The sequence below is a fragment of the Thetidibacter halocola genome (genome assembly GCF_018224955.1).
GTDB classification, from domain to species: domain Bacteria; phylum Pseudomonadota; class Alphaproteobacteria; order Rhodobacterales; family Rhodobacteraceae; genus Thetidibacter; species Thetidibacter halocola.
The window spans coordinates 795,978-821,858 of the sequence record NZ_JAGTUU010000001.1; the positions used below are offsets into that span (position 1 = coordinate 795,978).

24 protein-coding genes are annotated in these 25,881 nt (G+C 67.7%); 9 read left to right on the plus strand and 15 right to left on the minus strand.

Features of this window, described 5'->3' with window-relative positions; genetic code table 11:
- Positions 1–212 precede the first annotated feature (212 nt).
- Positions 213–1,394, plus strand: a complete 1,182-nt coding sequence (locus KB874_RS03555; protein WP_212535320.1) for a BaiN/RdsA family NAD(P)/FAD-dependent oxidoreductase — start codon at positions 213–215, stop codon at positions 1,392–1,394.
- Between the two features lie 7 nt (positions 1,395–1,401).
- Here the strand turns inward: KB874_RS03555 and murD are convergent, their stop codons facing one another.
- From murD to mraZ, 9 genes are all read right to left on the minus strand, one after another.
- Positions 1,402–2,811: a UDP-N-acetylmuramoyl-L-alanine--D-glutamate ligase gene (gene murD, locus KB874_RS03560; RefSeq protein WP_212535154.1), complete on the minus strand. Its 1,410-nt coding sequence runs from the start codon at positions 2,809–2,811 to the stop codon at positions 1,402–1,404.
- 123 nt (positions 2,812–2,934) lie between these two features.
- Positions 2,935–4,155 carry a Coenzyme F420 hydrogenase/dehydrogenase, beta subunit C-terminal domain gene (locus tag KB874_RS03565; protein WP_212535155.1) on the minus strand — a complete coding sequence of 407 codons (1,221 nt, stop codon included), beginning with the start codon at positions 4,153–4,155 and terminating at the stop codon, positions 2,935–2,937.
- Between the two features lie 221 nt (positions 4,156–4,376).
- A complete protein-coding gene (mraY, locus tag KB874_RS03570) occupies positions 4,377–5,459 on the minus strand; it encodes a phospho-N-acetylmuramoyl-pentapeptide-transferase (RefSeq protein ID WP_212535156.1) in 1,083 nt (360 codons plus the stop codon).
- Positions 5,460–5,469: 10 nt separating this feature from the next.
- A complete protein-coding gene (locus KB874_RS03575; protein ID WP_212535157.1) occupies positions 5,470–6,906 on the minus strand; it encodes a UDP-N-acetylmuramoyl-tripeptide--D-alanyl-D-alanine ligase in 1,437 nt (478 codons plus the stop codon).
- Positions 6,903–8,405 carry a UDP-N-acetylmuramoyl-L-alanyl-D-glutamate--2,6-diaminopimelate ligase gene (locus tag KB874_RS03580; RefSeq protein WP_212535158.1) on the minus strand — a complete coding sequence of 501 codons (1,503 nt, stop codon included), beginning with the start codon at positions 8,403–8,405 and terminating at the stop codon, positions 6,903–6,905. Before KB874_RS03580 ends, KB874_RS03575 begins: the two co-directional genes overlap by 4 nt.
- A 66-nt stretch (positions 8,406–8,471) precedes the next feature.
- Complete coding sequence (locus KB874_RS03585) at positions 8,472–10,259, minus strand: peptidoglycan D,D-transpeptidase FtsI family protein (RefSeq protein WP_212535159.1); 1,788 nt, start codon at positions 10,257–10,259, stop codon at positions 8,472–8,474.
- The gene (gene ftsL / locus KB874_RS03590; RefSeq protein WP_212535160.1) at positions 10,256–10,600 is read right to left on the minus strand and encodes a cell division protein FtsL; all 345 of its coding nucleotides are present in this window, start codon (positions 10,598–10,600) and stop codon (positions 10,256–10,258) included. The genes KB874_RS03585 and ftsL overlap by 4 nt, the downstream gene beginning before the upstream one ends.
- A 34-nt stretch (positions 10,601–10,634) precedes the next feature.
- On the minus strand, positions 10,635–11,612 hold the full coding sequence (gene rsmH / locus KB874_RS03595) for a 16S rRNA (cytosine(1402)-N(4))-methyltransferase RsmH (protein WP_212535161.1): 978 nt from the start codon (positions 11,610–11,612) through the stop codon (positions 10,635–10,637).
- The gene (mraZ, locus tag KB874_RS03600; protein ID WP_212535162.1) at positions 11,613–12,122 is read right to left on the minus strand and encodes a division/cell wall cluster transcriptional repressor MraZ; all 510 of its coding nucleotides are present in this window, start codon (positions 12,120–12,122) and stop codon (positions 11,613–11,615) included.
- 696 nt (positions 12,123–12,818) lie between these two features.
- Here mraZ and KB874_RS03605 point away from each other — a divergent pair.
- The 4 genes from KB874_RS03605 to KB874_RS03620 all read left to right on the plus strand — a co-directional run bounded on the left by KB874_RS03605 (position 12,819) and on the right by KB874_RS03620 (position 16,522).
- Positions 12,819–13,616 (plus strand): TatD family hydrolase, encoded by a 798-nt coding sequence (locus KB874_RS03605; RefSeq protein ID WP_212535163.1) that lies wholly within the window; start codon positions 12,819–12,821, stop codon positions 13,614–13,616.
- Positions 13,613–14,413 carry an MBL fold metallo-hydrolase gene (locus KB874_RS03610; RefSeq protein ID WP_212535164.1) on the plus strand — a complete coding sequence of 267 codons (801 nt, stop codon included), beginning with the start codon at positions 13,613–13,615 and terminating at the stop codon, positions 14,411–14,413. The genes KB874_RS03605 and KB874_RS03610 overlap by 4 nt, the downstream gene beginning before the upstream one ends.
- Positions 14,414–14,598: 185 nt before the next feature.
- Positions 14,599–15,534 (plus strand): AEC family transporter, encoded by a 936-nt coding sequence (locus tag KB874_RS03615; RefSeq protein ID WP_212535165.1) that lies wholly within the window; start codon positions 14,599–14,601, stop codon positions 15,532–15,534.
- Between the two features lie 49 nt (positions 15,535–15,583).
- Entirely contained in the window at positions 15,584–16,522 is a 939-nt protein-coding gene (locus KB874_RS03620; RefSeq protein ID WP_249200212.1) for a DMT family transporter, read from the plus strand.
- Here KB874_RS03620 and KB874_RS03625 read toward each other — a convergent pair.
- The gene (locus KB874_RS03625; RefSeq protein ID WP_212535166.1) at positions 16,519–17,205 is read right to left on the minus strand and encodes a thiamine diphosphokinase; all 687 of its coding nucleotides are present in this window, start codon (positions 17,203–17,205) and stop codon (positions 16,519–16,521) included. The genes KB874_RS03620 and KB874_RS03625 overlap by 4 nt on opposite strands.
- A 139-nt stretch (positions 17,206–17,344) precedes the next feature.
- Between KB874_RS03625 and KB874_RS03630 the strand changes: the two genes are divergently transcribed.
- Positions 17,345–19,759, plus strand: coding sequence for a prolipoprotein diacylglyceryl transferase (locus tag KB874_RS03630; protein WP_212535167.1), 2,415 nt, complete (start codon positions 17,345–17,347; stop codon positions 19,757–19,759).
- A 125-nt stretch (positions 19,760–19,884) separates the two neighbouring features.
- On the opposite strand, the gene KB874_RS03635 is transcribed toward KB874_RS03630, so the two are convergent.
- Positions 19,885–20,106 carry a DUF2842 domain-containing protein gene (locus KB874_RS03635; RefSeq protein WP_212535168.1) on the minus strand — a complete coding sequence of 74 codons (222 nt, stop codon included), beginning with the start codon at positions 20,104–20,106 and terminating at the stop codon, positions 19,885–19,887.
- A gap of 9 nt (positions 20,107–20,115) precedes the next feature.
- Entirely contained in the window at positions 20,116–21,411 is a 1,296-nt protein-coding gene (locus KB874_RS03640; protein WP_212535169.1) for an adenylosuccinate synthase, read from the minus strand.
- 137 nt (positions 21,412–21,548) lie between these two features.
- Between KB874_RS03640 and KB874_RS03645 the strand changes: the two genes are divergently transcribed.
- Entirely contained in the window at positions 21,549–21,947 is a 399-nt protein-coding gene (locus KB874_RS03645) for a DUF6524 family protein (protein ID WP_212535170.1), read from the plus strand.
- Positions 21,948–21,972: 25 nt separating this feature from the next.
- Here KB874_RS03645 and KB874_RS03650 read toward each other — a convergent pair whose 3' ends face one another.
- The 3 genes from KB874_RS03650 to nthA are packed head-to-tail and all read right to left on the minus strand — an operon-like array spanning position 21,973 to position 23,584.
- A complete protein-coding gene (locus KB874_RS03650; RefSeq protein WP_346346501.1) occupies positions 21,973–22,299 on the minus strand; it encodes a nitrile hydratase accessory protein in 327 nt (108 codons plus the stop codon).
- Complete coding sequence (gene nthB, locus KB874_RS03655; protein ID WP_212535172.1) at positions 22,296–22,973, minus strand: nitrile hydratase subunit beta; 678 nt, start codon at positions 22,971–22,973, stop codon at positions 22,296–22,298. The genes KB874_RS03650 and nthB overlap by 4 nt, the downstream gene beginning before the upstream one ends.
- Entirely contained in the window at positions 22,970–23,584 is a 615-nt protein-coding gene (gene nthA, locus KB874_RS03660; protein ID WP_212535173.1) for a nitrile hydratase subunit alpha, read from the minus strand. Before nthA ends, nthB begins: the two co-directional genes overlap by 4 nt.
- A gap of 117 nt (positions 23,585–23,701) precedes the next feature.
- Between nthA and secG the strand changes: the two genes are divergently transcribed.
- The gene (secG, locus tag KB874_RS03665) at positions 23,702–24,067 is read left to right on the plus strand and encodes a preprotein translocase subunit SecG (RefSeq protein WP_212535174.1); all 366 of its coding nucleotides are present in this window, start codon (positions 23,702–23,704) and stop codon (positions 24,065–24,067) included.
- A 167-nt stretch (positions 24,068–24,234) separates the two neighbouring features.
- Positions 24,235–25,878: a CTP synthase gene (gene pyrG / locus KB874_RS03670; RefSeq protein ID WP_212535175.1), complete on the plus strand. Its 1,644-nt coding sequence runs from the start codon at positions 24,235–24,237 to the stop codon at positions 25,876–25,878.
- Positions 25,879–25,881 lie beyond the last annotated feature (3 nt).

A 25,881-nucleotide genomic window follows, 5' to 3' on the forward strand; every position in this document is an offset into this window, starting at 1 on the left:
CCTGTAAATCGCCCGTTTGCCGGGTCTGACGCGAATGTTAGCCAAATCCATCCAGTCAGGCCAGAGATTTCCGGGGCAGCGTCGGAAATCGTCCGGCGGACCTTCAGGCCCTGATGCCAGATGGTTGGCGAAACACGATACAATCACGACGAAACCGCAAATAGTGTTTCGGTTTCATGCACAAAAGGAACAAAATGACCCAAACCCGGATCATGAGCAAGCGGACGCTGATCCTCGGCGCCGGTGCCGCCGGGATGATGGCCGCGGTCCATGCAGGGCCAGGTGTGCTGGTGATCGACCACGCGAAGCGCCCGGGCGAAAAGATCCGCATCTCGGGCGGCGGGCGCTGCAACTTCACCAACCTGCATTGTGACGCGGGCGCCTTCCTCGGCCAGAACCCGCATTTCCACAAATCCGCACTGGCGCGCTACACGCAATGGGACTTCATCGAGCTGGTCGACCGCCACGGTATCGACTGGCACGAAAAGACGCTGGGCCAATTGTTCTGCGACGGCAAGGCCACGCAGATCGTCGCGATGCTGCTGGACGAGATGCAAAAGGCAGGCGCCGAACTGTGGCTGTCGACCCGTGTCGAGAGCGTCCGGCACACCGAAGGCCGCTTTGTCACGCGACTGAGAAAGGACGGTCAGGACATTGAAATACAGTCAGAAAACCTGATTCTTGCGACCGGCGGAAAATCCATCCCCGCGATGGGCGCCACGGGCCTGTCCTACGACATCGCCCGCCAGTTCGGCCACGCCGTCACCGACCTGCGCCCGGCGCTTGTGCCTATGACCTTCGACAAGGGGCGCTTTGCCGAACTCTCCGGCCTGTCCTGCCCGGCGCGCGTTGCCGGGGGCGGCGCCAGTTTCGACGAGGGGCTTCTGTTCACCCATCGCGGCCTGTCCGGCCCGGCCATCCTGCAAGTGTCCAGTTACTGGCACGAAGGCGAGGAAATCGCCGTAAACCTCTTTCCAGAAACGGATATCGCCGGCAGCCTGCGTGACCGGCGCCGACAGGAAGGCAAGCGCGCCCTGACCACCGAACTGGCGACGCACTTGCCCAACCGCCTGATCGCTTTCCTCGGCGCGGAAACCGACCTGACCGGCAATCTGGGCGATCTGTCGGACCGCAGGATCGACGCGCTGACAACCGCACTGACCGACTGGCGGCTGAAGCCCACCGGAACCGAGGGCTATCGCACCGCCGAGGTCACGCTGGGCGGGATCGAGACCGACGGGTTCGACTCGCGCTCCATGATGTCAAAGACCGTCCCCGGCCTCTTTGCCATCGGCGAATGCCTCGACGTCACCGGCTGGCTGGGCGGCTACAATTTCCAGTGGGCCTGGGCCTCTGGCGTGGCCGCGGGCCGCGCCATCACCGCGCGGAAATAGGGCGGGTCTAGCCCGCCTGCCCCAGCGCGGCCTTGACGCGCGCGGCGAAATCCTCGCCCCGCTTTTCGAAATTGTCATACTGGTCGAAACTTGCCGCTGCCGGTGCCAGCAGCACCACCTCGCCCGGCTGCGCCTCGGCCACAGCCTGCGCCACGGCGCGGTCCATCGTGGTGCAGATCTCGGCCTCGACCCCTGGCAGGCCCAGCGCGAACCGGTCCGCCTCGCGTCCGATCACGTAGGCCTTGGCCACGTGCGGCAGGCCGCGGGCCAGCCCCTCCAGCCCGCCATCCTTCATCAGCCCGCCACAGATCCAGCGGATCCGGTCGAAGGCCAGCAGCGCCTGCAGCGCCGCGTCCACGTTGGTCGCCTTGCTGTCGTTGACGAAACGGATGTCACCCAGTTCCGCGACCAGCTGGCTGCGATGCGGCAGGCCCTGATAGCTGCGCAGCCCTGCCTCGATGTCGCGCGGGGACAGGCCCAGCGCACGAGTCGCGGCATAGGCGGCGCAGGCGTTCTGGTGGTTGTGCGCGCCCGGCAGCCCCTTGATGTCGCGCAGGTCGATGGATGCCACCTGCCGCCCCTTGCGCCATTCCGCCAGGAACCCCTTGCGCGCGAACACCATCCAGCCCGGACCCGCCAGCTTGCGCCCCGAGGCGATGCGGATCACCCGATCATCCCCCGGCCCCTCGGCCAGTTGGTTGGCAAGGAACCGCCCTTCGACCTCGTCCACGCCGATGACGGCGCGGTCCGGCCCGCCCTCGGCAAAGAGCCGGCGCTTGGCCGCGAAATACCCGCCCAGGCCGGCATGGCGGTCCAGGTGATCGGGCGAGAGATTGGTGAACACCGCCACGTCCGGCGTCAGCGCGCGCGCCAGCTCGGTCTGGTAACTCGACAGTTCCAGCACCACCACGCCGCCATCGCCCGGCGGGTCGATATCCAGCACACCGCGCCCGATATTGCCCGCCAGCTGGCTTTCGCGCCCTGCGGCCGTCAGGATGTGATGGATCAGCGCCGAGGTGGTCGACTTGCCGTTCGACCCCGTGACGGCCAACACCTTCGGCGCCCGGTCGAACCCGTCCCAGGCATCGCCCCCCAGCGAGCGGAAGAACAGCCCGATATCATTGTCCACCGGCACACCCGCCTCCAGCGCGGCCGCGATGACCGGGTTCGGCTGCGGATAGAGATGCGGGATGCCGGGGCTCGTCACCAGGCAGGCGATGTCGTCGAAGACACCGGCGCGCAGCAGGTCGACCGTCACGAACCCTTCGACCTCGGCCTTTTCCCGCGCGCCCGGATTGTCGTCCCAGACCAGCACCTCGGCCCCGCCCGCACGCAGCGCCCGCGCCGCCGACAGGCCCGACCGCCCCAGCCCCAGAACCGCCACCTTGTGCCCGTCGAAGCCCTGAACCGGGATCATGCCTGCCTCCACGCTTGTGCCCGCGATGGAGCTAACGCAAAGCCGGCAGGCCGAAAAGCCCCTTCATCTTGCCGAAGAAACTCCGGGGGAGGCTCCCGGAACGGGAGGTGGGGGCAGAGCCCCCTATTCCCGCCGTTCGCCCGGCTGCGGAACAAGCCCATAGCGCGCCGCCACCCGCCAGACATGCTCCGGCACCATGTTCTTCATCTTGGCCGGATGGGCACGGCGCAGGTGCAGCACCGTCTCGATCGCCTTCATCTCGACCCGCGCCCGGGCGAATTCCAACCCCCGCGGTCCGGTGCGCGGCTGGAGCCAGGCCACGATCGGCCGCACCCAATCAGGCATCCGCCGCAAGGGCAACCCGCCCGCCGCGCGCTCCGTATTGGCAAGAAACCCCTTCACCGCCGCCTCGCGCCGCCCCTCGTCGGTCAAGCCACGCAAGACCACCCGGTCGCCCAGACGGTCCAGCAGCCGCGCCCCGCGATCATTTCGCACGATCAGCCACTGGTCGCCATCGCCGCCCATATAGCCCACGGTAATGTCGGCCAACCGGTTGGTGTAGTCGACGCAGGTCTTGCAGGTCATCGGAAAGAAATCCGAAGGCAGATCCGAGATCGGCAGCTTGAGAAAGGGCACGAAGCGCGGCTTGCGCCCGTCATCGAACCGCAGTTCGACCCGGTAATCGGCCCGGAACTCGAGGTAGGACACCGTCTCAGGCTTCTCGTCCAGCAAGGCGAGGAACTGGTGAAAGCGATCGGTCGTCGTGTTGTCCGAACAGGGCGTGCCGATCACGGTGATCTCGTCAAAGCCCAGTTCGGCCTCCAGGGCGCGCAGCGCGTATACCTGGCAGGGCACGCCAACCACCGCGATGCGGCGATGCCCGGCCGCCCGCGCCGGCTCCAGCAGCGCCAGCAGCGGCCCGAACCCCATGCGCATGCCCCGGCAACGCGCCATGTCCGCGGCCTCGGTCACGATCACCGGCATCGGTTTCCAGCGGTCCAATGGGTCGGGCGCCGTCGCCAGGACCGCATCCACCGCCCGCGCCCGCAGCAATTCCGCCGCCAGCGCCGTGGTCAGGCCCGTCCACTGCGCCCCCTCCGCCGCCGGCACCAGCCGGGCCCGAAACATCACCTGCGCAACCCCAAAGAACGCCTCGTCGCCCTTCCCGGCCACCCGGCCATGCACGGATCGCTCCAAGGCGGGATAATCCGGCGCGATGAACTGGCAGGCCCGCCCGCAAGCCCGCCCGTCGCCCGTCCGCGAAATCCCGCAATCGGTGCACAGGCCCGAACGCGGCGCGCCGCCGATCTCCGGCACCGTCAGGCCACCATATCCGCCATCCATGACCCGACTCCCGCCAATCCAGATGTGTCAACTGTAGTTGACACATCGCGATCGGACCAGTCCCTTCTTCGGTTCACAAATGCCGCTGGGAACACGAGGGGCAAAGCCCCTCGTCGGCCAGCCGCGCAGCGCGCTGGCCCGAGGACGACGGCGCAGCCGGAGGACGAGACATCCTGCGCGCGCCGCAGGCGCGCCCCTTGTGACAAGGACGTGTCGCGGGTTTACCGCACCTTCAGCGTCGCAAGACCGATGATCGCCAAGATCAGCGAGATGATCCAGAACCGGATCACGATCGTGGGCTCGGCCCAGCCCTTCTTCTCGTAGTGGTGATGGATCGGCGCCATCAGGAAGACACGCTTGCCGGTGCGCTTGAAATACAGCACCTGGATGATGACGCTCAGCGCCTCCACCACGAACAGACCGCCGACGATGCCCAGCACCAGCTCGTGCTTGGTGACCACGGCGATCGCGCCGAGCGCGCCGCCCAGCGCGAGCGAGCCGGTATCGCCCATGAACACCGCCGCCGGGGGCGCGTTATACCACAGAAAGCCCAGACCGCCGCCCACCACCCCGGCGGCAAAGATCAGGATCTCGCCCGTTCCGGGGACGTAGTGAACGTCGAGATACTCGGTAAAGTCCACCCGCCCCACTGCGTAGGCGATCACGCCCAGCGTCGAGGTCGCGATCATCACCGGCATGATCGCCAGGCCGTCCAGGCCGTCGGTCAGGTTGACCGCGTTGGCCGCACCCACGATCACGAACATCGCAAAGGGGATGAACAGGAAACCCATGTACAGCAGCGCGTCCTTGAAGAACGGGAATGCCAGCTGATAGCTCAGGTCGGCCGGATGCGCCCAGGCCGACAGGAACCCGGCGATCCCGGCAATGACAAAGCCGAGGATCAGCCGCACCCGCCCCGAGACACCCGCCGTGGTCTGCTTCTTGACCTTCGCGTAATCGTCGGCAAAGCCGATCAGCGCGTAGGAGATTGTCACGAACAGCACGATCCAGACAAACAGGTTGTCCAGCCGCGCCCAGAGCAGCGTCGAGGTGACCAGCGCGCCGATGATCAGCAGCCCGCCCATGGTCGGCGTGCCGGCCTTGACGAAATGACCCTCGGGCCCGTCGCTGCGGATAGGCTGGCCCTTGCCCTGCTTGCGGCGCAGCACGTTGATCAGCGGCCGCCCGAACAGGAAGCCGAAGATCAGCGCGGTCATGAAGGCGCCGCCAGCGCGAAAGGTGATGTAGCGGAACAGGTTGAAGAAATCCCCCCCGTCGCTCAATCCCGTCAGCCAATACAGCATCGCGCAGCCCTCACCCGTCGCTATCCGCGGGGGCTTGGCCCATTTTGCGAATGGCGTCAACCACGCGCCCCAGCCCGGTCGAGAGCGAGCCCTTGACCAGCACCACGTCGCCGGCGTCCAGTTCATGCGCGACCCGCTCGGCCATCTCGGCGGCGGTCTCGGACCAGCGCCCGCGCCGGTCGCGCGGCAGGCTGTCCCAGAGGTGCCACATCAGCGGCCCGACGCAATGCACCTTGTCGATCTGCGCCATGGCCGGGTGGTCGGCCAGCGCCTTGTGCAATGCCACCTCGGTCGTGCCCAGCTCCTTCATGTCGCCCAGGTAGGCCACCCGCCGCCCGTGGCTGACGCGGCCCAGCCCGTCCTGCGGATGCGCCGCGGCCAGCACCTCCAGCGCGGCGGTCAGCGAGGCGGGATTGGCGTTGTAGGCGTCGTCGATCAGTTCGATCTTCTGGCGGGCATCGACGATGTCCAGTTGCACGATCTCGCGCGCGCCGCGGCCCGACCCGGCACTCCACTGGCCCAGCGCCATGACGCCAAGCGCGCGGTCGAGATCCAGCGCATGGACCACTGCCAAGACACCCATGCCGTTGACCGCGAAATGCCGCCCCGGCGCCATCACCTTGTAAAGCACCGGCGACCGCCAGCAGCGGCCCTCGGCGACGCTGCAATCGTCATGTGTCGTGATCCGCGTGACGCGGTGATGGTTGCCCTCCGCCTGTCCGAATGAGATGAGCGTCGCCGCGTAACGCCCTGCGATCTCATGAAGGATCGGGCTGACATCAAGGTCGCCGTTGTAGATCGCGGTGCCGCCCGGCTCCAGCCCCTCGAAGATCGAGGCCTTTTCGCGCGCGATGCCTTCGAGGCTCTCGAAGGCGGCCAGATGGGCCGGGGCGACGATGGTCACCAGCGCCACATGCGGTCGGGCCATGCGTGCCAGCGGCGCGATCTCGCCCGGGTTGTTCATGCCGATCTCGATCACCGCGAAATCGGCGTCTTTCGGCATCCGTGCCAGCGTCAGCGGCACACCCCAATGGTTGTTGTAGCTTTTTTCCGCCGCATGGACCGTGCCCTGCGCGCCCAGAACCGTGCGCAGCATCTCCTTGGTCGAGGTCTTGCCCACGCTGCCCGTCACCGCCACGACTCGCCCCGTGAATCGCGTCCGCGCGGCGCGCCCCAAAGACTCGAGCCCGGCCTGCACCTCTTCGACCACCAGCAACGGCGCGTCGGGCGCGACGCCCTCGGGAACGCGGCTGACCAGCGCGGCCGCCGCGCCCTTCTCCAGCGCCTGCGCGACGAAATCATGCCCGTCGCGCGCGGCCTTCAGCGCCACGAAAAGCTCGCCGGGTTGAATCGTCCTGGTGTCGATCGACACGCCGCACGCTTGCCAGTCCCGCGTCGCCCGCCCGCCGGTGGCGGCGGCGGCCTCGTCCGATGTCCAGAGCGTCACAGCCCCCTCCCGTCCAGTGCGGCCACGGCGATGCTGGCCTGTTCGGCATCGTCGAACGGATAGACCGTATCGCCCACGATCTGCCCGGTTTCGTGCCCCTTGCCGCAGATCAACAACGCGTCGCCCGGGCGTAGCGCGTCGACACCGCGCAGGATCGCCTCGGCACGGTCGCCCACCTCGGTCACGTCGGCGCCCGCGACCTCGTGCGCGCCTGCAAGGACGGCGGCGCGGATCGACGCCGGGTCTTCGGAGCGGGGATTGTCATCGGTCACGATGACCATGTCGGCGGCTTCGGCGGCAGCGCGGCCCATCAGAGGGCGCTTGCCCGCGTCGCGGTCGCCGCCGGCGCCGACGATCGCCACCAGCCGGCCCATCACATGCGGGCGCAGCGCCTCGCAGGCGGTGGCCACCGCGTCGGGCGTGTGGGCGTAATCGACAAAGACCGCAGCCCCGTTGTCCCGCGTCGCGGCCAGCTGCATCCGGCCGCGCACGGTGGTCAGCATCGGCAGCATGTCGAACACGTCGTCGGGGTCAGAGCCGCAGGCGATCACCAGCCCGGCGGCGACCAGCACGTTTTCCGCCTGGAAGCCGCCGATCAGCGTCAGCCGCTCCTGCCGGACCTTGCCCCGCCAGGACAGGCGCAGGTCCTGCCCCGTCGCATCGAAGCGCTGCGCCTCGAGGCACAGGTCGGCGGCATCGCGGCCCACGGTGATGACCTCCTGCCCGCGCGCCTTGGCGATGGCCAGCATGTCGACGCCGCGCGCATCGTCGATATTGATGACCGCCGTCCCGTCCTCGGGCAGGACGCGGGCGAACAGCCCGGCCTTGGCGGCGAAATACTCGTCGAAGTTCCGGTGATAGTCGAGGTGATCCTGGGTAAAGTTGGTAAAGCCCGCGGCGCGCAGCGTCACCCCGTCCAGCCGCCGCTGGTCGAGCCCGTGCGAGGACGCCTCCATCGCCGCATGGCTGACACCGGCGCGCGCCGCCTCGGCCAGCGCGCGGTGCAGGGTGATCGGCTCGGGCGTGGTATGGCCCAGCGGCGCCTGCCAGTCGCCCTCGACGCCCGTGGTGCCAAGGTTGATCGCGCGAAAGCCCAGTTCCTGCCAGAGCTGGCGGGTAAAGCTGGCGACGCTGGTCTTGCCGTTGGTGCCGGTCACGGCAACCATCGTCTCGGGCTGGGCGCCGAACCACAGCGCGGCGGTGTAGGACAGCGTCTGGCGCGGATCCTCGGCGACGATCACGGCCGCGGGGCTGGAGGCCAGCGCCCCGGCGGCCAGTTGCGCGCCTTCGGCATCGGTCAGGACGGCGGCCGCGCCACGCTCCAGCGCGGCAGGGATGAAAGTCGCGCCATGCACCTTGGTGCCCGGCAGCGCCGCAAACAGATGACCGGGCGCCACCGCCCGGCTGTCCACCGACAGACCTGTAACACGAGGCTCACGGCCGCCGCGCGCGGTCAGCCCCAGATCCGCCAGACTTCTTTCCTCGCGCGTCTTGGCCATGCCCGCCTCTCTGCCCCTGCTTCGTCCGACCCCAGATACGCAAATGGCGCGGCGGGGACCAGAGGGCTACTCGCTTGTGCTGGTCAGCGTCTGCTCCAAGGGGTCGCGGTAGTCGGGCCGCAGGCCCAGCAGCGGCGCAATCCGCGTCACCATCTCGGCGGCGACAGGAACAGCCGTCCAGCCCGCGGTGCGGCGCGGCTTTTCGCCCGAGGTCTCGACCGGCTCGTCCAGCGTCACAACCAGCGCATAACGCGGCGCATGGGCCGGGAAAATCGCGGCGAAGGTGGCGATCACCTTGTCCTTGTAATAGCCGCCGCCCTTTTCTTTGGGCTTGTCGGCCGTGCCGGTCTTTCCGCCGATGTGATAGCCGGGCACCTCGGCAAAGCTTGCCGTGCCTTCGGTCACGACCTTGCGCAGCATCACGCGCGAGGCCTCTGCCGCCTCTGGGGACATGACGCGGGTGCCGCTGACCGGCCCGGCCTGTTTCAGCAGCGTGGGCTTCACCAGGATGCCGCCATTGGCGATGGCGGCATAGGCCGCTGCCAGGTGCAGCGGCGAGGTCGAGATGCCGTGGCCATAGGAAATCGTCACCGTCGACAGGTCGCCCCAGCGTTGGGGGATCAGGGGCTTGCCACCGCGCGCCTCGACAATCTCCAGCGGGACCGGGTCGAACAGACCCATCGACTTGAGGAACTCCTGCTGCCGCGTCGGGCCGATGGCCAGCGCCATCTTGCCGGTGCCGCGGTTCGACGACTTGACGATGATCTGTTCGACCGTCGCCTTGCCGTAATTCTTGTTGTCGAATTCACCGATGCGGAAGCCGCCCACCTTGAAAGGTGGCGATGTGTCGATCACCGTTTGCGGCCCGACCAGGCCCAAGTCCATCGCCTGCGCGGCGGTCAGGATCTTGAAGGTCGAGCCCAGTTCGTAGACGCCCTGCACCGCGCGATTGAACAGCGGGCTGTCCGAGGGCAACCCCTGCGTCGGCGGGTTGGGCCGGTCGTTGGGGTCGAAATCGGGCAGGCTGACGATGCTGATGATTTCGCCGGTCTGCACGTCCATCAGGACAGAGGCCGCGCCCCGCGCGTTCATCATCACCATGCCGGCATGCAGCACGCGCTCGGCGGCAGCTTGCACCGACAGGTCCAGCGACAGTTCCAGCGGCGCGCCCTCGCGCGCCGGATCGCGCAGCAGGTCATCGTGGAATTTCTCGATCCCGGCGGTTCCCACCACCTCGGCGGAATGCACGCCTTCGCGGCCGAAACCGGCGCCGCCCAGCACGTGGCTGGCCAGCGCGCCATTGGGGTAAAGCCGCATCTCGCGCGGGCCGAACAGCAGGCCGGGCTCGCCGATATCGTGCACCGCCTGCATCTGTTCCGGGCTGAGTTTCCGCTTGACCCACAGGAACTTGCGGTCGCCGGAGAAATCCTTCAGCAGGCGCTCTTCCTCGAGGTCGGGAAAGATGCGGGCGAGTTCACGCGCCGCGCGCTCGGGCTCGACCATCTGCTGGGGATGGGCGTAAAGGCTGTGCGTCTCCATGTTTGTGGCCAGCACCCGGCCCCGTCGGTCGACGATGTCCGCCCGGCTGGCGATGATCGAATGGCCCGAGGCCTGCGCACGGGGTTCCTCGGGTTCCGAGGCGGCCAGCATCCCCATGCGGGCGCCAATCACGCTGAAGGCACAGAAGAACATCACCGCCAGCATCAGCAGACGCCCCTCGGCCCGGCTGCGGGCGCGGTCGCGCATGTCCTCGTGGCGCAGGCGGCGGTTCTCGCGCTCGATGGCGTCGGGGTTCTCGCCCCGCTCGCGGGCTTCGAGGATGCGCGCCAGCGGGCGCAGCGGCTTGCGGATCATGGTTTCATCTCCGCGGTCGAGACGTCGACGGGCTGGGTGAACTCGATCTCTTCCGGCTGCGGATAGACGACCTGATCAACGTTGCCGAACTGCTCGGGCAGCAGCGGCAGCAGGCCAAGGCGGTCGAAATTCAGCTCGGCCAGGTCGCGCAGCCGATCGGGACGGTTCAGATAGGCCCATTCGGCGCGCAGGATCGCCAGCCGTTCGCGCGCCTCGCCGATGTCGCGGCGCAGGGTCTCGACACGATCCAGCTCTGCCTGTGTGGTATAGTTCTCGCGATAGGCCCAGAAGCCCGAGGCGATGACCGCGCAGGCGGTCAGCAGGAAGAGAAGCGAGCGCATGGGGCAGTCTCCTTGCGTGTGCCTTGTGTCGCGGTCACGTCCAGTCCCCCGTGACCATGGGCATGTCGAGGTCGCCAGCTGCGATGGCCTCTGCCGGCACGTCGGTCCGCCGCGCCACGCGCAGCTTGGCCGAACGCGCCCGAGGGTTGGCGGCCAGTTCCCCGGCATCGGCGCCGACAGCCTTTTTCGTGATCATCTCGAACGGCCGGGTGATTTCCGGTGTCTCGTCGGAATAGCGGTTCACATGGGTCTTTTTCTCGGCATGGGCCTGGAAGAAGCGTTTCACCATCCGGTCCTCGACCGAGTGGAACGTCACGACGGCCAGCCGCCCGCCCGGTTTCAGCACGCGTTCGGCGGCCATCAGCCCCTGCCACAGCGCCTCGTATTCACCGTTCACCGCGATGCGCAGCGCCTGGAAACTGCGGGTCGCCGGGTGGCTCTGCCCCGGCTTCTGGCGCGGCAGGCACGAGGCGACGATCTCGGCCAGTTGCCCGGTCGTGGCGATGGGCGCCTCGGAGCGCGTCCGCACGATCGCCTTGGCGATCCGGCGCGAGGCGCGTTCCTCTCCGTAGACATACAGGATGTCGGCCAGGGCGGTTTCCCCGGCGGTGTTCACCAGGTCGGCGGCCGAGGGCCCCTGCTGGCTCATCCGCATGTCGAGCGGCCCGTCGCGCATGAAGCTGAAGCCGCGTTCCGCCCGGTCGAGCTGCATCGAGGACACGCCGAGGTCCAGCACAACGCCGTCGACCGCGTCGGCGACGGTGTCCATCCGGGCAAAGTTGCCCTCGACCACCGTCATGCGGTCGGCATAGGGGCCGATCCAGTCCAGCGCCATGTCCAGCGCGTCGGGGTCGCGGTCGATAGCGATCACCCGGTCGGCGCCGGCATCCAGAAGCCCGCGCGTATAGCCGCCCGCCCCCATCGTGCCGTCGATCCAGATGCCTTCTACCGGGGCGACAGCCTCGAGCAAGGGTCCGAGAAGAACGGGGATATGCGGCGCGGCGCCGGCCACCTAGGCCTCCTCCTCTTCCTCGTCGAGCAGCTGGAGCGGATCGAAATCCGCGGGCAGCTCGTCCAGGTAATTCTCGGTCGCGTCCAGTTCGGCCTCGTAGGTCTCGGGATGCCAGATCTGGAACGTATCGACGTTCGACGCGAAATAGGCCTCGCCCTCGATGCCGATCTTCTCGCGCAGGCGCGCGGGCAGGACGATGCGGCCGGTATCGTCCACGCTGGTCGTCACGGACTGGGTCGAGAACAGGCGCTCCAGCAGGCGGCGCTTCTGGCTGCCGCGCGGCATGCCAGAGATGCGATCCTCGACCTTTTCCATCTCTTCGATGGTGTAGCATTCCAGGTATTTGCGGCGATGATCGCCATAGACGATCACGAAATTGGGGCTCAGCCCGTCGGTCCAGTCGGGATCTCCAGCCTCGAGGACACGGCGAAACGAGGCGGGTATGCTGACCCGCCCCTTGCCGTCCACCTTGTGACGGCCTTCGCCTCTGAACCTCAGCCTGCGGCCCACACTGTTGTCCCTCTGGCCCTTCGGACCTTGTTCCTGCCCCCGAAACGAAATGCGGCGGGTTGATCAGCTGCCATTGATCAACCCGCCGCCTGACCCGCTGAGCGGGTGTCTCCGACTGCGCGCGCCATCTGGGGGGATGTCTGCTCGCCCGCGCGCCGGATCCTGTTGTCACGATGAAGGGCGGTGCCTGTATGAAGCCTGCTCTTGCTTTGTTTTTTGGATCGTTGCGGGGTCGTTTGCTGCCCCTGTCCGTCCCTCATCGTGTGAACAAGGGATGGCATGGGAATTCATGGTAATCAACTGTTATTTTCGGGAATTCGACACTTCATGTTGTCCACAGCCCCTGTGGAAAACTAGATGTTGCGACAAGTTTTCGTGAAAACTTGGCACCAATGGTGGATAAACTTTAGTTTATACACAATATGTAGATCTCGATCCGGAAAAGCCGCCCGCCCACGAAATCCCGAAAAAAACCTGGGCAGACGTGGAGCACGGGTAGGAAACGCAGGCCGATGCGCCCTGAAATCAGGCATTTTCGGTCGAATCAATGCTGAATCCGGGTGAGGCCCGGCATTGCGCCCATGATTTCCCATGACACCGCCCCATGAAATCCGGCGACCCATGCAATCCCATCGGCGCGCCGCTCTCTTGACCCTCACGCGCCTGCCCGATACCTCCCGCTGCGGAGGGCGCGCCATGATCACCGACAGCCACTGCCATCTGGATTTTCCCGATTTCGACGACACGCGGACGCAGGTCGTCGAAAACGCCGTGGCGGCGGGGGTGACACGGATGATCACGATCTGCACCCGCCTGCGCAAGGAACCCCAGGTCCGCGCCATCGCCGAGGCGCATGCCCCGGTCTTCTACGCCGCCGGGACCCACCCGATGAGCGCCGCCGAGGAACCGATGGCCACGGTCGACCAGTTCAAGACAATCGCGCAGCACCCAAAAATGGTTGGCATCGGCGAGACCGGGCTCGACTATCACTATACGGCTGACAGCGCCGAGGTGCAGCGCCAGAGCCTGCGTGTCCATATCGAGGCGGCGCAGGAAACCGGCCTGCCGCTGATCATCCACGCCCGCGACGCCGACGCCGACATGGCGCGCATCCTGACCGAGGGATTCCGCGCGCAGCCCTATTCTTGTGTCATGCATTGTTTTTCGTCCTCCGCCGAATTGGGGCGGGCCGCGCTCGACCTCGGCTTCTACCTGTCCATGTCGGGCATCGCCGCCTTCCCCAGGTCGCAGGAGTTGCGCGACATCTTCGCCGCAGTCCCGCTGGACCGCGTCCTGGTGGAAACCGACAGCCCCTATCTCGCGCCGCCACCCTATCGCGGCAAGCGCAACGAACCCGCCTACGTGGTACACACCGCGCGCGTCGGCGCAGAGATCTTCGGCCTGGACCTCGAGGATTTCGCCGCTGCGACCGAGGCCAATTTCGACCGGCTCTTCGCCAAGGCCGCCGCCTGGACGCCGGAGGCGACCGCATGAGTGGAGAATTGCGGTTCATCATCCTCGGCTGCGGATCGTCCGGCGGCGTGCCACGCCTTGGCGGCCACTGGGGCGAGTGCGATCCGAAAAACCCAAGGAACCGCCGCCGCCGCTGTTCCATGCTGATCGAACGCGAAACCGAAGGCGGCATCACCCGCGTACTGATAGACACCTCGCCCGACATGCGCGAGCAACTGCTCGACGCCGGCATCGGCACGCTGGATGCGGTGATCTGGACGCACAGCCATGCCGACCACGTGCACGGACTCGACGACCTGCGGCAGGTCGTCTTCAACACCCGCAAGCGGCTGAACGTCTGGGCCGATGGCGCCACGCAGAACGACCTGTTCTCGCGCTTCGGCTACGCTTTCGTGCAACCCGAAGGGTCGCCCTATCCGCCGATCCTGCGGATGCACACGATCGACGGGCCGGTGACGATCGAAGGCGCGGGCGGCGCGGTCACGCTGACCCCCTTCAAGGTCAACCATGGCAGCATCGACGCGCTGGGTTTCCGGATCGGACCCCTCGCCTACCTGCCCGACGTGGCCACCATCCCCGACGCGGTCTGGCCGATGCTGGAAAACCTCGACTGCTGGGTGCTGGATGCGCTGCGCCGCAAGCCGCATCCGACCCACGCCCATCTCGACCTTTCGCTGGAATGGATCGCCCGCGCCGCACCGCGCCGCGCCGTGCTGACCAACATGCACCTTGAACTGGACTACGCCACGGTCGAGGCCGAAACCCCCGACAATGTCACCCCGGCCCATGACGGCATGGTCATCCGCTATGCGCTCTGACGCAGGGCGCATCGGACACGCCCGCGCCGCCGCCAGCCTCGTCAGCGGGATCGATGCGCGACGCCCCCCCGTTCATCCTGCCCGGAAAACTCCCGACGCAGGCCCTCGCACAAGCCACGGGCAGGCCGCCGGAAGGCGGGGCGCAACGCTGCCACCGAGACAATCCGCCGGCGCGGCCCGCTGACATGCAGGCCCTGCTCGAGGTCATCATGCCCGTCTTCCTGTTGATCGGCGCGGGCTATGCCGCGGTCTGGCGCGGCTGGTTTCCCGACAGCGCCATCGACGGGCTGATGATCTTCACGCAGAACTTTGCGATCCCCTGCCTGCTGTTCCGCGCGATCTGGACGCTCGACCTCGGGCCTGATTTCGACCCCTGGCTGCTGGTCAGCTTCTACACCGGCTCCGCCACGAGCTTTGCCGTCGGGCTGCTCGGCGCGCGCATCCTGTTCGGCCGCGACTGGCAGGATGCCGTTGCCATCGGCTTCTGCTGCCTGTTCACGAATTCCCTTATCCTTGGCCTGCCGATCACCGAGCGCGCCTATGGCGCCGATGCGCTGGCCGCCAATTACGTCATCATCGCGATGCATTCGCCCTTCTGCTACGGCGTCGGTATCACCGCGATGGAACTGGTGCGCGCCCGCGCCGCCGGAACCCCGAACCGGCACCTGCCGGGCACCGTGGCCAAGGCGATGTTCCGCAACGCGCTGGTCATCGGGATCGGGCTGGGGCTGATCGCCAACCTCGCGAACCTGAGCCTGCCCACGACCGCGACCGACGCGCTCGACATGATGATCCGCGCCGCCCTGCCCACCGCGCTGTTCGGCATGGGCGGAGTCCTGTGCCGTTACCGGCCGCAGGGCGACGGGCGGGTGATCGCCTTCATCTGCGTCGTGACACTGATTCTGCATCCGGCGATCACATGGACGATGGGCGCGCTTGGCGGGCTGGCGCAGCCGGCCTTCCGCTCGGCCGTTCTGACGGCGGCCATGGCGCCGGGGATCAACGCCTATGTCTTTGCCAACATGTATGGCCGGGCCCGCCGGGTTGTCGCATCGGCCGTCCTGCTGGCCACCGGGCTGTCGGTGCTGACCGCGTGGGTCTGGCTGAGCCTGCTGCCATGAGGTCGTTTTCGGGCCAGACCGATCGGCGCGGCCGGGGCAGTTTGCTGCCATGACAGCCGTCCCGCACACTCCCGAACACGACCGCACCGCGCTTGGCATCCTCTGCATGCTGGGATTTTGCATCCTCGCCCCGATGATGGACGCCTTCGCCAAGGCGACCCCGTCCGAGGTGCCGCTGGGCCAGATCCTTGCCGCACGCTTTACCGTGCAGGCGGCAATCCTCGTGCCGCTGGCCTGGCTGGCGGGCCTGGGCGGCTGGCCGTCGCGGCGCGACATCATGCTCCACCTGGGACGAGGGTTCGCGCTGCTGGCGGCGACGGGCTGCTTTTTCGCCGCGATCCGGCATATGCCCATCGCCGATGCGCTTGCCATCTTCTTTGTCGAGCCCTTCATCCTGACGCTGATGGGCGCGGTCTTTCTCAAGGAGGCCGTGGGCTGGCGCCGCCTGGCCGCCTGCGCCACGGGCTTTGCCGGGGCGCTGCTGGTGATCCGCCCGGGGCTGGGCGATCTGGGCCTCGTCACCCTGCTGCCACTGGGCACCGCGCTGCTGTTCGCGGTCTACATGCTGCTGACCCGCTCGATGTCGCAACGGCTGCACCCGGTCGCTTTGCAGGCGCATACCGCGCTGGCCGCCTGCCTGCTGATCCTGCCGCCGCTGGTCCTGATGGATGGCAGCGGCAGCGCGCTGTTCGATCCGATCCTCCCCGAGGGGCGCGCGCTCTGGACGCTGGCGGGCGTCGGCGTGATCGCCACCGTGTCGCACCTGTTCATCACACTTGCACTGCGCTTTGCCCCAGCGGCCACCGTCGCGCCACTGCAATACTTGGAAATCGTGGGCGCCACCGTGATCGGCTTTTTCGCCTTCGGGGATTTCCCCGAGCCACTGACCTGGGTGGGCATCGCCGTGATCGTGGCCTCGGGTCTTTATGTCTTTGCGCGCGAACGGGCCCGGGGCACCCCGGTCGACCGGCCGCCGCCGGCCCCCTAGGACCGCGCGGGCCAGCCCTCCGGCGCGTCTTTCAGCGCAGCGCGCAACTCGTCCAGCGCCGTAACCGGCAGGATCAGCGCCATCAGCGCCGCGTCCATCTCCAGCAGCACCGGCCCAGAGACCGCGTTCGACGTGCCCACCCGGCCACCGGGGGCAAAGCGGATCCCGTCGATCGGCCAGCGCAACCCCTCGGACCGCCCGCCGACCGGACCCAGCGGCCAGAGAGACAGGCGCGATCCGGGTTCGATCGCAAGATGCAGGGACGGCGGGCACAGCATGACTACATCCTCGCGCCCGACCAGGATGCAGCGCCGCTCGGGGCGTCCCGCCAGCACGGTCAGCGCCGCCAGTTGGTGATCCAGCCGCGCGCCGAGAAAGCCGTAGCCGAGGATCAGCGGCGCCTCGATGTTACGCAGGCACTTGTCGAAATCGGTGCTGTCCTGCTCCTCTATCCGGTGCACGACGCCCGGCGGCAGGCCGTCCAACGCTGCAGTCGCCAACGAGTCCATGTCGCCGATCACCGCCTCGGGGACCAGCCCGCGAGACAGAAGCCGGGCCGCGCCACCGTCCGCCGCGACCGCGGGCAAACCCTCGGTCAAGGCCGCATTCAAGGCATCTTCCGGGCAGTCCCCGCCCCCGACCAGCAGGACTGGCGTCGATTTGCGAACAATTGCTGGTTTCATGGCCTATTAATGGCAAAGGGGGAAACAGACCACAATCAGGCCACGAAATGATACGCTCGTGTTCACAGATTCGGTCAGCTTTGGTCTAGGTAAGCGTGGTAAACACACTGTTGCACGAAGAAACAAAGTGAGCAGTCCCATGGTCAGTTCGAGCAAGATCCTCACGGTCTCCTACGGCACCTTTTCCTGCACGGCGGAAGGGTTCGAGGATCCGTTGGCCGTGGTGAAGGATACCACGCATTTCTTTAGAAGCGTCATCCGAGAGGACCGGTTCTTTGGCGCCGAACCACCGCAATTCGACCCCGAGATGGCCGGAGAGCTGATGCGCGCCCAGATCGCAGCCGAGGAACAGGGTGGCAAGCTGACCCTGCGGCCCGCGGTGAGCGCCGCATCCGCCGGGGCGCTCGCCGCCGCGCTGACCGCCGGGCCGGCGCGCCGCGCCCCCGAACCGGTCGCACCCGAGGCGCAGGATACCCTGCCCGATGACAGCGTGCTGGAAACCGCCGCCCGAGAAGCCGCAGAGGCCGCCACAGAGGCCGCGGAAGAACCGGTGATCGTGGCAGAGGCGCCCAATGCCGCCGAACCAGAAATCATCGAACCGCAGGCCGAAACGCCTGCCTCGGCTGGGATCGCGCCTGCTCCGCGCCCCGCCGAGCCCGACAGCATCGCCGCCCGACTGCAACGCATTCGCGACGTGGTCTCCGAGCAGCCAGCCGCAGAGCAGGCCGCCATCGACGATGACGCGGTCGAAGCCGCCGAGGACGCCGATTTTGACAGCGCCGCCCTGACCGCGATGCTCGAGGGCATGGGCCAGGCGTCGCCTGCCGAGGCGATGCCGGAGGCACAGGCCAGGGCAGAGCCGGCGGACGATCTCGACGACGAACTTGACGCACTGATCGCCGGGTCGCTGCTGTCCTCCGTCGAGGAGGACGAGGAACCGGCCGAGCCCGTCGCCACCACCGCGCCTGCAATGACCGAAGACCCGGATGACGCCTGGGACGATGCCGAGTGGGACGATGAACTCGAGTCCGTGCTCGGCGACACCGTGCGCGTCACCGACGAGGACGACCTGCTGGCCGAGGACGACGATGCGTTCGACCTCGCCGAGGACGAGGCCCTGGCCGAGGAGCCAATCGACGAGGATGAGATCTTTGCCGAGGCTGCCCTCGCCGAGGGTCAGGACGAAGCAATGGCCGAGGACGCCCTCGACGAGGACGGGGCCTTTGCCGAGGACGCCATTGGCGAGGATCTGGACGAGGCTCTGGCCGAGGACAAAACCCTGGCCGAAGACGTCATCGACGAGGCGGCACCGGCGCAGCCCGAAGAACCCGCCGCCATCGCCGAGACCGAGCAGGCCCCGGCCCGCCCGGCGCTGCGTGCCCGCGTTGTCAAGGTCAAGCGCGCGGTGTTCGAGCAGGCCATCGCCTCTGGCCGGATCGAACCCGCCGAAGACATGCCCGCCGAAGGCAGCCTGTCGCCTGACGAGGAAGATGAACTGGCCCGCGAACTCGAGGCCGTGAAGGCCGAGCTCGACAGCGGCCTCGACGATTGGGACGAAGACGAGGACAGTCTGGATGACGCCGCGCCGCAGGCCGTGACCGGCATCTGGGACGACGCGGATGAGGACGAAGAAGAAATCGCGCCGCCTGCCGCCGCCGGGACCGAAACCGACGACGCCGCAACGTCCGACGACGATTGGGACGACTGGGACGAGGACGCAGCCGCCGACCGTGCCGCACCTTTGCGTCTCGACAATCCCTTGCCGCGCCAGGAAGCCCCGGAAGAGACGGGTGCGGGCTCGCGCGGCACCGTCGCCGGCGCGCTGGACAGCGTCCGCAAGGCCGTCAAAATGGCCAGCCCGGCCCGCGCCATGCTGACCGAGAACAAGGTCGAGGACGACGATGCCTCCCGCATCCTCGACCAGACAAACACGCAGCTGGAAGAGCCCGAGGGCAACCGCCGCCGCAGCGCGATCGCGCATCTGCGCGCCGCCGTTGCCGCGACCCGCGCCGACAAGCTGCTGGGCCGCAAACCCGACGCCGCCGAACAGACCGAGCCCTATCGCGAGGATCTGGCCAGCGTCGTGCGCCCGCGCCGCCCGCAGACCGCCGGCGCCGTCCGCACCGAGCGGCCCGCCACCGAAAGCCAGCGCCCCGCTCCGCTGAAGCTGGTCGCCGAACAGCGCGTGACCGATGCCGAGTCGCAGCACGCTGCCGTCCGCCCGCGCCGCGTCAGCGTGGCCGAGGAACCGGCCCCCCTGCCGGGCGCCGATGGCGGTTTCGCGGATTACGCCGAAAGCGTGGGCGCCCGCGAATTGCCCGAACTGCTCGAGGCGGCGGCGGCTTACATGTCCTTCGTCGAGGGCCGCGACCAGTTCTCGCGACCGCAGCTGATGACCACCGTGCGCCAGGCAGAGCAGCAGGAATTCAGCCGCGAGGATCGGCTGCGCAGCTTTGGCCAGTTGCTGCGCGAGGGCAAGATCGAGAAGACGACCGGCGGCCGCTTCACCGCGTCCGACCGGATCAGCTTCAAGCCGGACCGCAAGGCCGGCTGACCTGCCAGGTAACGACCGCAACGCAGGGCGGCCCCAGACGGGGCCGCTTTTTCATGTGGAGCGCCGTTGTATGGGACGGCGGGCGGGGCGCCTTCCGGCGCAGCCGGAACAGCGCCGCTCCGCCGTCACTTGCCCTGGTCGGGATCGGCCTGGCCGACGCCGCGAAAGATGAAGCGGAACGGGATCGCCCAAAGGAACCCCAGCGCCACGTAGACGACGAATTCCAGCCAGATCGGCGGACGATCCAGCCAGTTGACGACCGTGACGGCCGCCACGACATACAGCGGCATGCCGACCAGCAGGATCAGCAGCGACAGGCGCTTTCGGGTTTTGTAACTCAAAGCCATGCGGCGCAGTTAGTCCGCAAAGGGGTCGGTGACAAGGATGGTGTCGTCGCGTTCCGGCGACGTCGACAGCAGCGCCACCGGGCAACCGATCAATTCCTCGATCCGGCGAACATACTTGATCGCCGCGCCGGGCAGGTCGGCCCAGCTGCGGGCGCCCTCGGTCGACTCGGCCCAGCCTTCCATTTCTTCGTAGACGGGGACGCAGCGCGCCTGCTGGTCGGCGGCGGTGGGCAGGTAATCCAGCCGCTGACCGTCGAGGTCGTAGCCGACGCATATCTTGAGCCGCTCGAACCCGTCGAGTACGTCCAGCTTGGTCAGCGCGATGCCGTTCACGCCCGAGGTCGCGCAGGTCTGGCGCACCAGCACCGCGTCGAACCAGCCGCAGCGCCGCTTGCGCCCCGTCGTGGTGCCGAATTCATGCCCGCGCGCGCCTAGCCGCTCGCCATCTGCATCGTGCAGCTCGCTGGGGAACGGCCCCTCGCCCACGCGCGTGGTGTAGGCCTTGACGATCCCCAGGACAAAGTCGATCGCCCCCGGCCCGATGCCCGTGCCGGTGGCGGCCTGCCCGGCGATCACGTTGGACGAGGTGACAAAGGGATAGGTGCCGAAATCCACGTCCAGCAGCGCGCCCTGCGCGCCCTCGAACAGGATCCGGCTACCGGCGCGGCGACGCTCGTTCAGCACCTTCCAGACCGGCGCGGCATATTGCAGGATCTCGCCCGAAATCGCCTCGAGCTGCGCGATCAGGGCCGCGCGGTCCACCGGCTCCAGTCCCAGGCCGCGCCGCAGCGCGTCGTGATGCGCCAGCGCCCGGTCCACCCGCGCCTCCAGCGTCGGGCGGTCGGCAAGGTCCGCGACACGCACGGACCGGCGCCCCACCTTGTCCTCGTAAGCCGGGCCGATGCCGCGCCCGGTGGTGCCGATCTTGGCGCCCTTGCTGGCGGCCTCTTCGCGGGCGCGGTCCAGTTCACCATGGATCGGCAGGATCAGCGGCGTGTTCTCGGCGATCATCAGCGTCTCGGGGGTGATCTCGACCCCCTGCGCGCGGATCGTCTCGATCTCCTTGACCAGGTGCCAGGGGTCCAGCACCACGCCATTGCCGATCACCGACAGCTTGCCGGACCGGACGACGCCCGAGGGCAGCGCGTGCAGCTTGTAGACAACCCCGTCGATCACCAGCGTGTGGCCCGCATTGTGCCCGCCCTGGAAGCGGCAGATCACGTCGGCCCGGCTGCTCAGCCAGTCCACGATCTTGCCCTTGCCCTCGTCGCCCCACTGGGCGCCCACGACCACCACGTTTGCCATGTTCCGGCCTCTGTCCTGCTGTCAAACACGCGCGGTATAGCGGCCCTGCCGGGCGGGCGAAACACCCTTTTCGCCGCAACCGGCTGGACAGCCGCCCTGTCACCCGGCACAGATCGGATAATCGAAAGGACCGTTCCATGAGCTTTTTCCTGCGCTGGCTCTTTGCCCTGTTCCTGGTTGGCGTGACCTACAACCCGACGCCGGTGAACTTTGCCCGCTGGGCCGAGGCAAACTGGCAGGCGCAGATGCCGCTGACCGCGCTGTTCGGCGTGCTGCTGCTGATCGGCTGGATCATCTACCTGCGCGCGACGCTGCGCTCGATCGGTCCCCTCGGGATGATCCTGGTGCTGGCGCTGGTGGGGACGATCCTCTGGGTGCTGTGGGATTACGGGCTGATCGACCTGAGCGATCCGCGTTTCGCCACCTGGATCGGCATCCTGGCGCTGTCGCTGGTGCTGGGCGTGGGTCTCAGCTGGTCGATCATCCGGCGGCGCCTGTCGGGACAGGCCGACGTGGACGACGTGGACGAGACCTGACCTGCAGAACAGGCCGTGTGCGGGCCTAGCCGCCCTGCCCGGCTAGCCGCACCGGATGTCCGTGGGGCGTGGCGAGGTAGGCCGCCTCCCAAGCCGCCTTCAGGCGCGACAGCGCCTCGGCCTCGGCCAGGCCCTTGTCGCGGCACAGCGTCTCCAGCGCCGCCACCCAGGCAAGGAAATAGTCGTCGCCACCATCCTGCGCCCGCGTCGCCCCGCGCCGCGCCAGTTCGGCGCCAAACGCCTCGGTCCATTCCGGCCAGCCGAAATGCCCGCGTTCGTTCAGGTGCACCGCCAGTGCAAAGGCCTGTGCGTGCCACGGCGCCTCAAAGACCGGCTCGGGCGCGGCGGTCACGCAACCGGCTCCAGGTAGCTTTCCCACAGGTCGCAGCTGACCGTGTCGCCCGCACGCTCCGGCGCGCCCCACAACTCACCCGCGTCGAACCGCACGGTATACAGCGGCTCTGGCGCCTCGCCCATGTCATGCGCGTTGGTGTCGGGGAAGACATGGCAGCCATGCAGCAGCACGACCTCGCCCACCGCGCCCGCGGCATAGGCCGGCAGGCGCGTATGGCCGCCCGGCACCGCGACATTGCGCGCAGGACGCATGGCGCGCACCCGGTCGCCCACGGCGAACCGTGGGGTTGGCCCATCGCGCCCCGTGGGCCCGCCCGAGGCCAGGACCCGGGGCACCGCCGCCACCGGCAGACGCCGCCCGGACAACGGCGAGGGCGCGGGTTCGGCCCGCCCGGCCAGTTCGTCCCGCGTCACAACGCCCTGTTCGACGAGCAGAGCGGCCAGCCCGCCCAGCCATTTCTCGTAATAGGAGAAGGCGGTGTAATCCTTTGGCGACAGGCACTCGCGCGCATGGCGCGAGCGGTCCAGCGTCCATTGCCCCAGCGCCCCCGCCGCCAGCGTCACCGCCAGCGCCCGCCCGTGCCAGTCCTCGGCGAAGACCGGCGCATCTTCGGGGTCGGGCCGCACTGGGCCATCGCCGAACCGGCCGCCCATGTCATGCACCCGGGTCATGCCGGCACCCGTGCAAGGCCGGTGCCGATCATCGAATCCCGCGTGACCAGCGCGGCCAGCCTGTCGGCATCCCAGCCCTCTGTTCCCCCGGGCCGTTCGGGGATCACCAGATAGCGGATCTCGGCGGTCGAATCCCAGACATGCACGCGCGTGTCCTCGGGCAAGTGCACGCCGAACTCGGCCAAGACCTGCCGCGGCTCGCGCACCGCCCGCGCGCGGTAAGCGTCGGACTTGTACCAGCCCGGCGGAATGCCGAGCAGCGGCCACGGATAGCAGGAGCACAGCGTGCAGACGACCATGTTGTGCGTCTCGGCCGTATTCTCGACCGCGACAAGGTGTTCGCCCTGCCGCCCGGCGAATCCCAGCTCGGCGCAGGCCGCCGTTGCATCCTCCATCAGCCTCGCGCGGAATTCCGGGTCGTTCCAGGCCCGCGCCACCACCTGCGCGCCATTCCTCGGCCCCACCTTGTGGGCGTAGGTGTCGATGATCGCATCCAGCGCGCCAGGATCGATCAGACCCTTGGCCTCGAGCAGCGACTCCAGCGCCTTGACCCGCAAGGCGGGGTCCGGCGGCAGCAGGGAATGCGGGTGATCGTGATCGTCATGGGGCATGATCCGACTGTGCCAATCCGCGTGCGGTCGCGCAAGCGCGGGATTGGCGGGTTGCGCGCGACCCCGCGCTGACATAGATACCGCCGAAATCGACAGACCTCAGCCGCCGGATCCTTCATGGAAAACGTTCTGCTCATCGTCCTGCTTCTTCTCGCGCTCGCGCTCGTCGGCGTGGTGCTTCTCCAGCGTTCCGAGGGCGGTGGCCTGGGCATGGGCGGCGGTGGCGGGGCGATGTCGCAACGCTCGGCCGCGACGGCGCTGACCAAGCTCACCTGGGTCTTCGGCGTGGCTTTCATGGCCATATCGCTGACGCTGACGGTGATCTCGGCGCGCAATGCCGAGGGAACCTCGGTCATGGACCGGATCGGCGCGGGCAGCGCCACCGAGACGCAGGACGGCCCGGCGCCCATCGACACCGATGCGCTGCTGCCGCCGCCGGCAGCGACGGACTCCGACACGCCGCTGGTGCCGCGCGCCGACTGACATACAAAGACTTGAGACAGCCCGACCGACCGCAACAGCATCTTGCGGTCGGCTGGACAAGATTTTGCGAATCCGGTAAAGGTCGAACCCCGTGATGCTGCGGTCCGCAAGGGCGGCGGGACGGCCATTAACAGGCTGAAACAAAACGACAATCACGGGGCAGCGACATGGCGCGATTCATCTTCATCACCGGCGGCGTGGTCTCGTCCCTGGGCAAGGGGCTGGCATCGGCGGCGCTGGGGGCGCTGTTGCAGGCACGCGGCTTCTCGGTGCGGCTGCGGAAACTCGACCCCTACCTGAACGTCGACCCCGGCACGATGAGCCCGTTCGAGCATGGCGAGGTCTTCGTCACCGATGACGGCGCCGAAACCGACCTCGACCTTGGCCATTACGAACGCTTCACCGGTGTTCCCGCCCGCAAGACCGACTCGATCTCGTCTGGCCGGATCTACATGAACGTGCTCGAGAAGGAGCGTCGCGGCGACTACCTGGGCAAGACGATCCAGGTGATCCCGCACGTCACCAACGAGATCAAGGACTTCATCTCGATCGGCGAGGACGAGGTCGATTTCATGCTGTGCGAGATCGGCGGCACGGTGGGCGACATCGAGGGCCTGCCCTTCTTCGAGGCGATCCGCCAGTTTTCACAGGACAAGCCGCGCGGCCAGTGCATCTTCATGCATCTGACGCTGCTGCCCTACATCAAGGCCAGCGGCGAGTTGAAGACCAAGCCGACGCAGCACTCGGTCAAGGAACTCCGCTCGATCGGCATCGCGCCGGATATCCTCGTCTGCCGCTCCGAAGGGCCGATCCCGCAGAAGGAGCGCGAGAAACTGGCGCTGTTCTGCAACGTGCGGCCCGACGCCGTGATCGCCGCGCAGGACCTCTCGACCATCTACGATGCCCCGCTCGCCTATCACCGCGAGGGGCTGGACCAGGCCGTCCTCGACGCATTCCAGATCACCCCGGCGCCCAAGCCGAACCTCTCCAAGTGGGAGGACGTGAGCGACCGCATCCACAACCCCGAGGGCGAGGTCAACATCGCGATTGTCGGCAAATACGTCCAGCTGGAAGACGCCTACAAGTCTATCGCCGAGGCGCTGACCCATGGCGGCATGGCCAACCGCGTCAAGGTGAACGTCGACTGGGTCGATGCCGAGATCTTCGAACGCGAGGACCCGGCCCCGCATCTGGAGAAATTCGACGCGATCCTCGTCCCCGGCGGGTTCGGCGAGCGTGGCACCGAAGGCAAGATCAAGGCGGCGCAGTTCGCCCGCGAGCACAAGGTGCCCTACCTGGGCATCTGCCTGGGCATGCAGATGGCGGTGATCGAGGCGGCGCGCAACGTCGCCGGCGTGACCCGCGCCGGATCCGAGGAATTCGACCACGAGGCCGGGAAAAAGCGGTTCGAGCCGGTGGTCTACCACCTCAAGGAATGGGTGCAGGGCAACCAGCGGGTCAACCGCTCGGTCAAGGACGACAAGGGCGGCACGATGCGCCTGGGCGCCTATGACGCGGTGCTGAAAGAGGGATCGAAGGTCGCCGAGGTCTATGGCACGCTCGCCATCGACGAACGCCACCGCCACCGCTACGAGGTGGACATCAAGTATCGTGAGGCACTGGAAAAGGGCGGGCTTTGTTTCTCCGGCATGTCGCCGGACGGCCGCCTGCCCGAGATCGTGGAATGGCCCGACCACCCGTGGTTCATCGGCGTGCAGTTCCACCCCGAGCTGAAGTCGAAACCGTTTGACCCGCATCCCTTGTTCAGGGATTTTGTGCGGGCGGCTAAAGAGGTCAGTCGGTTGGTGTAAGGC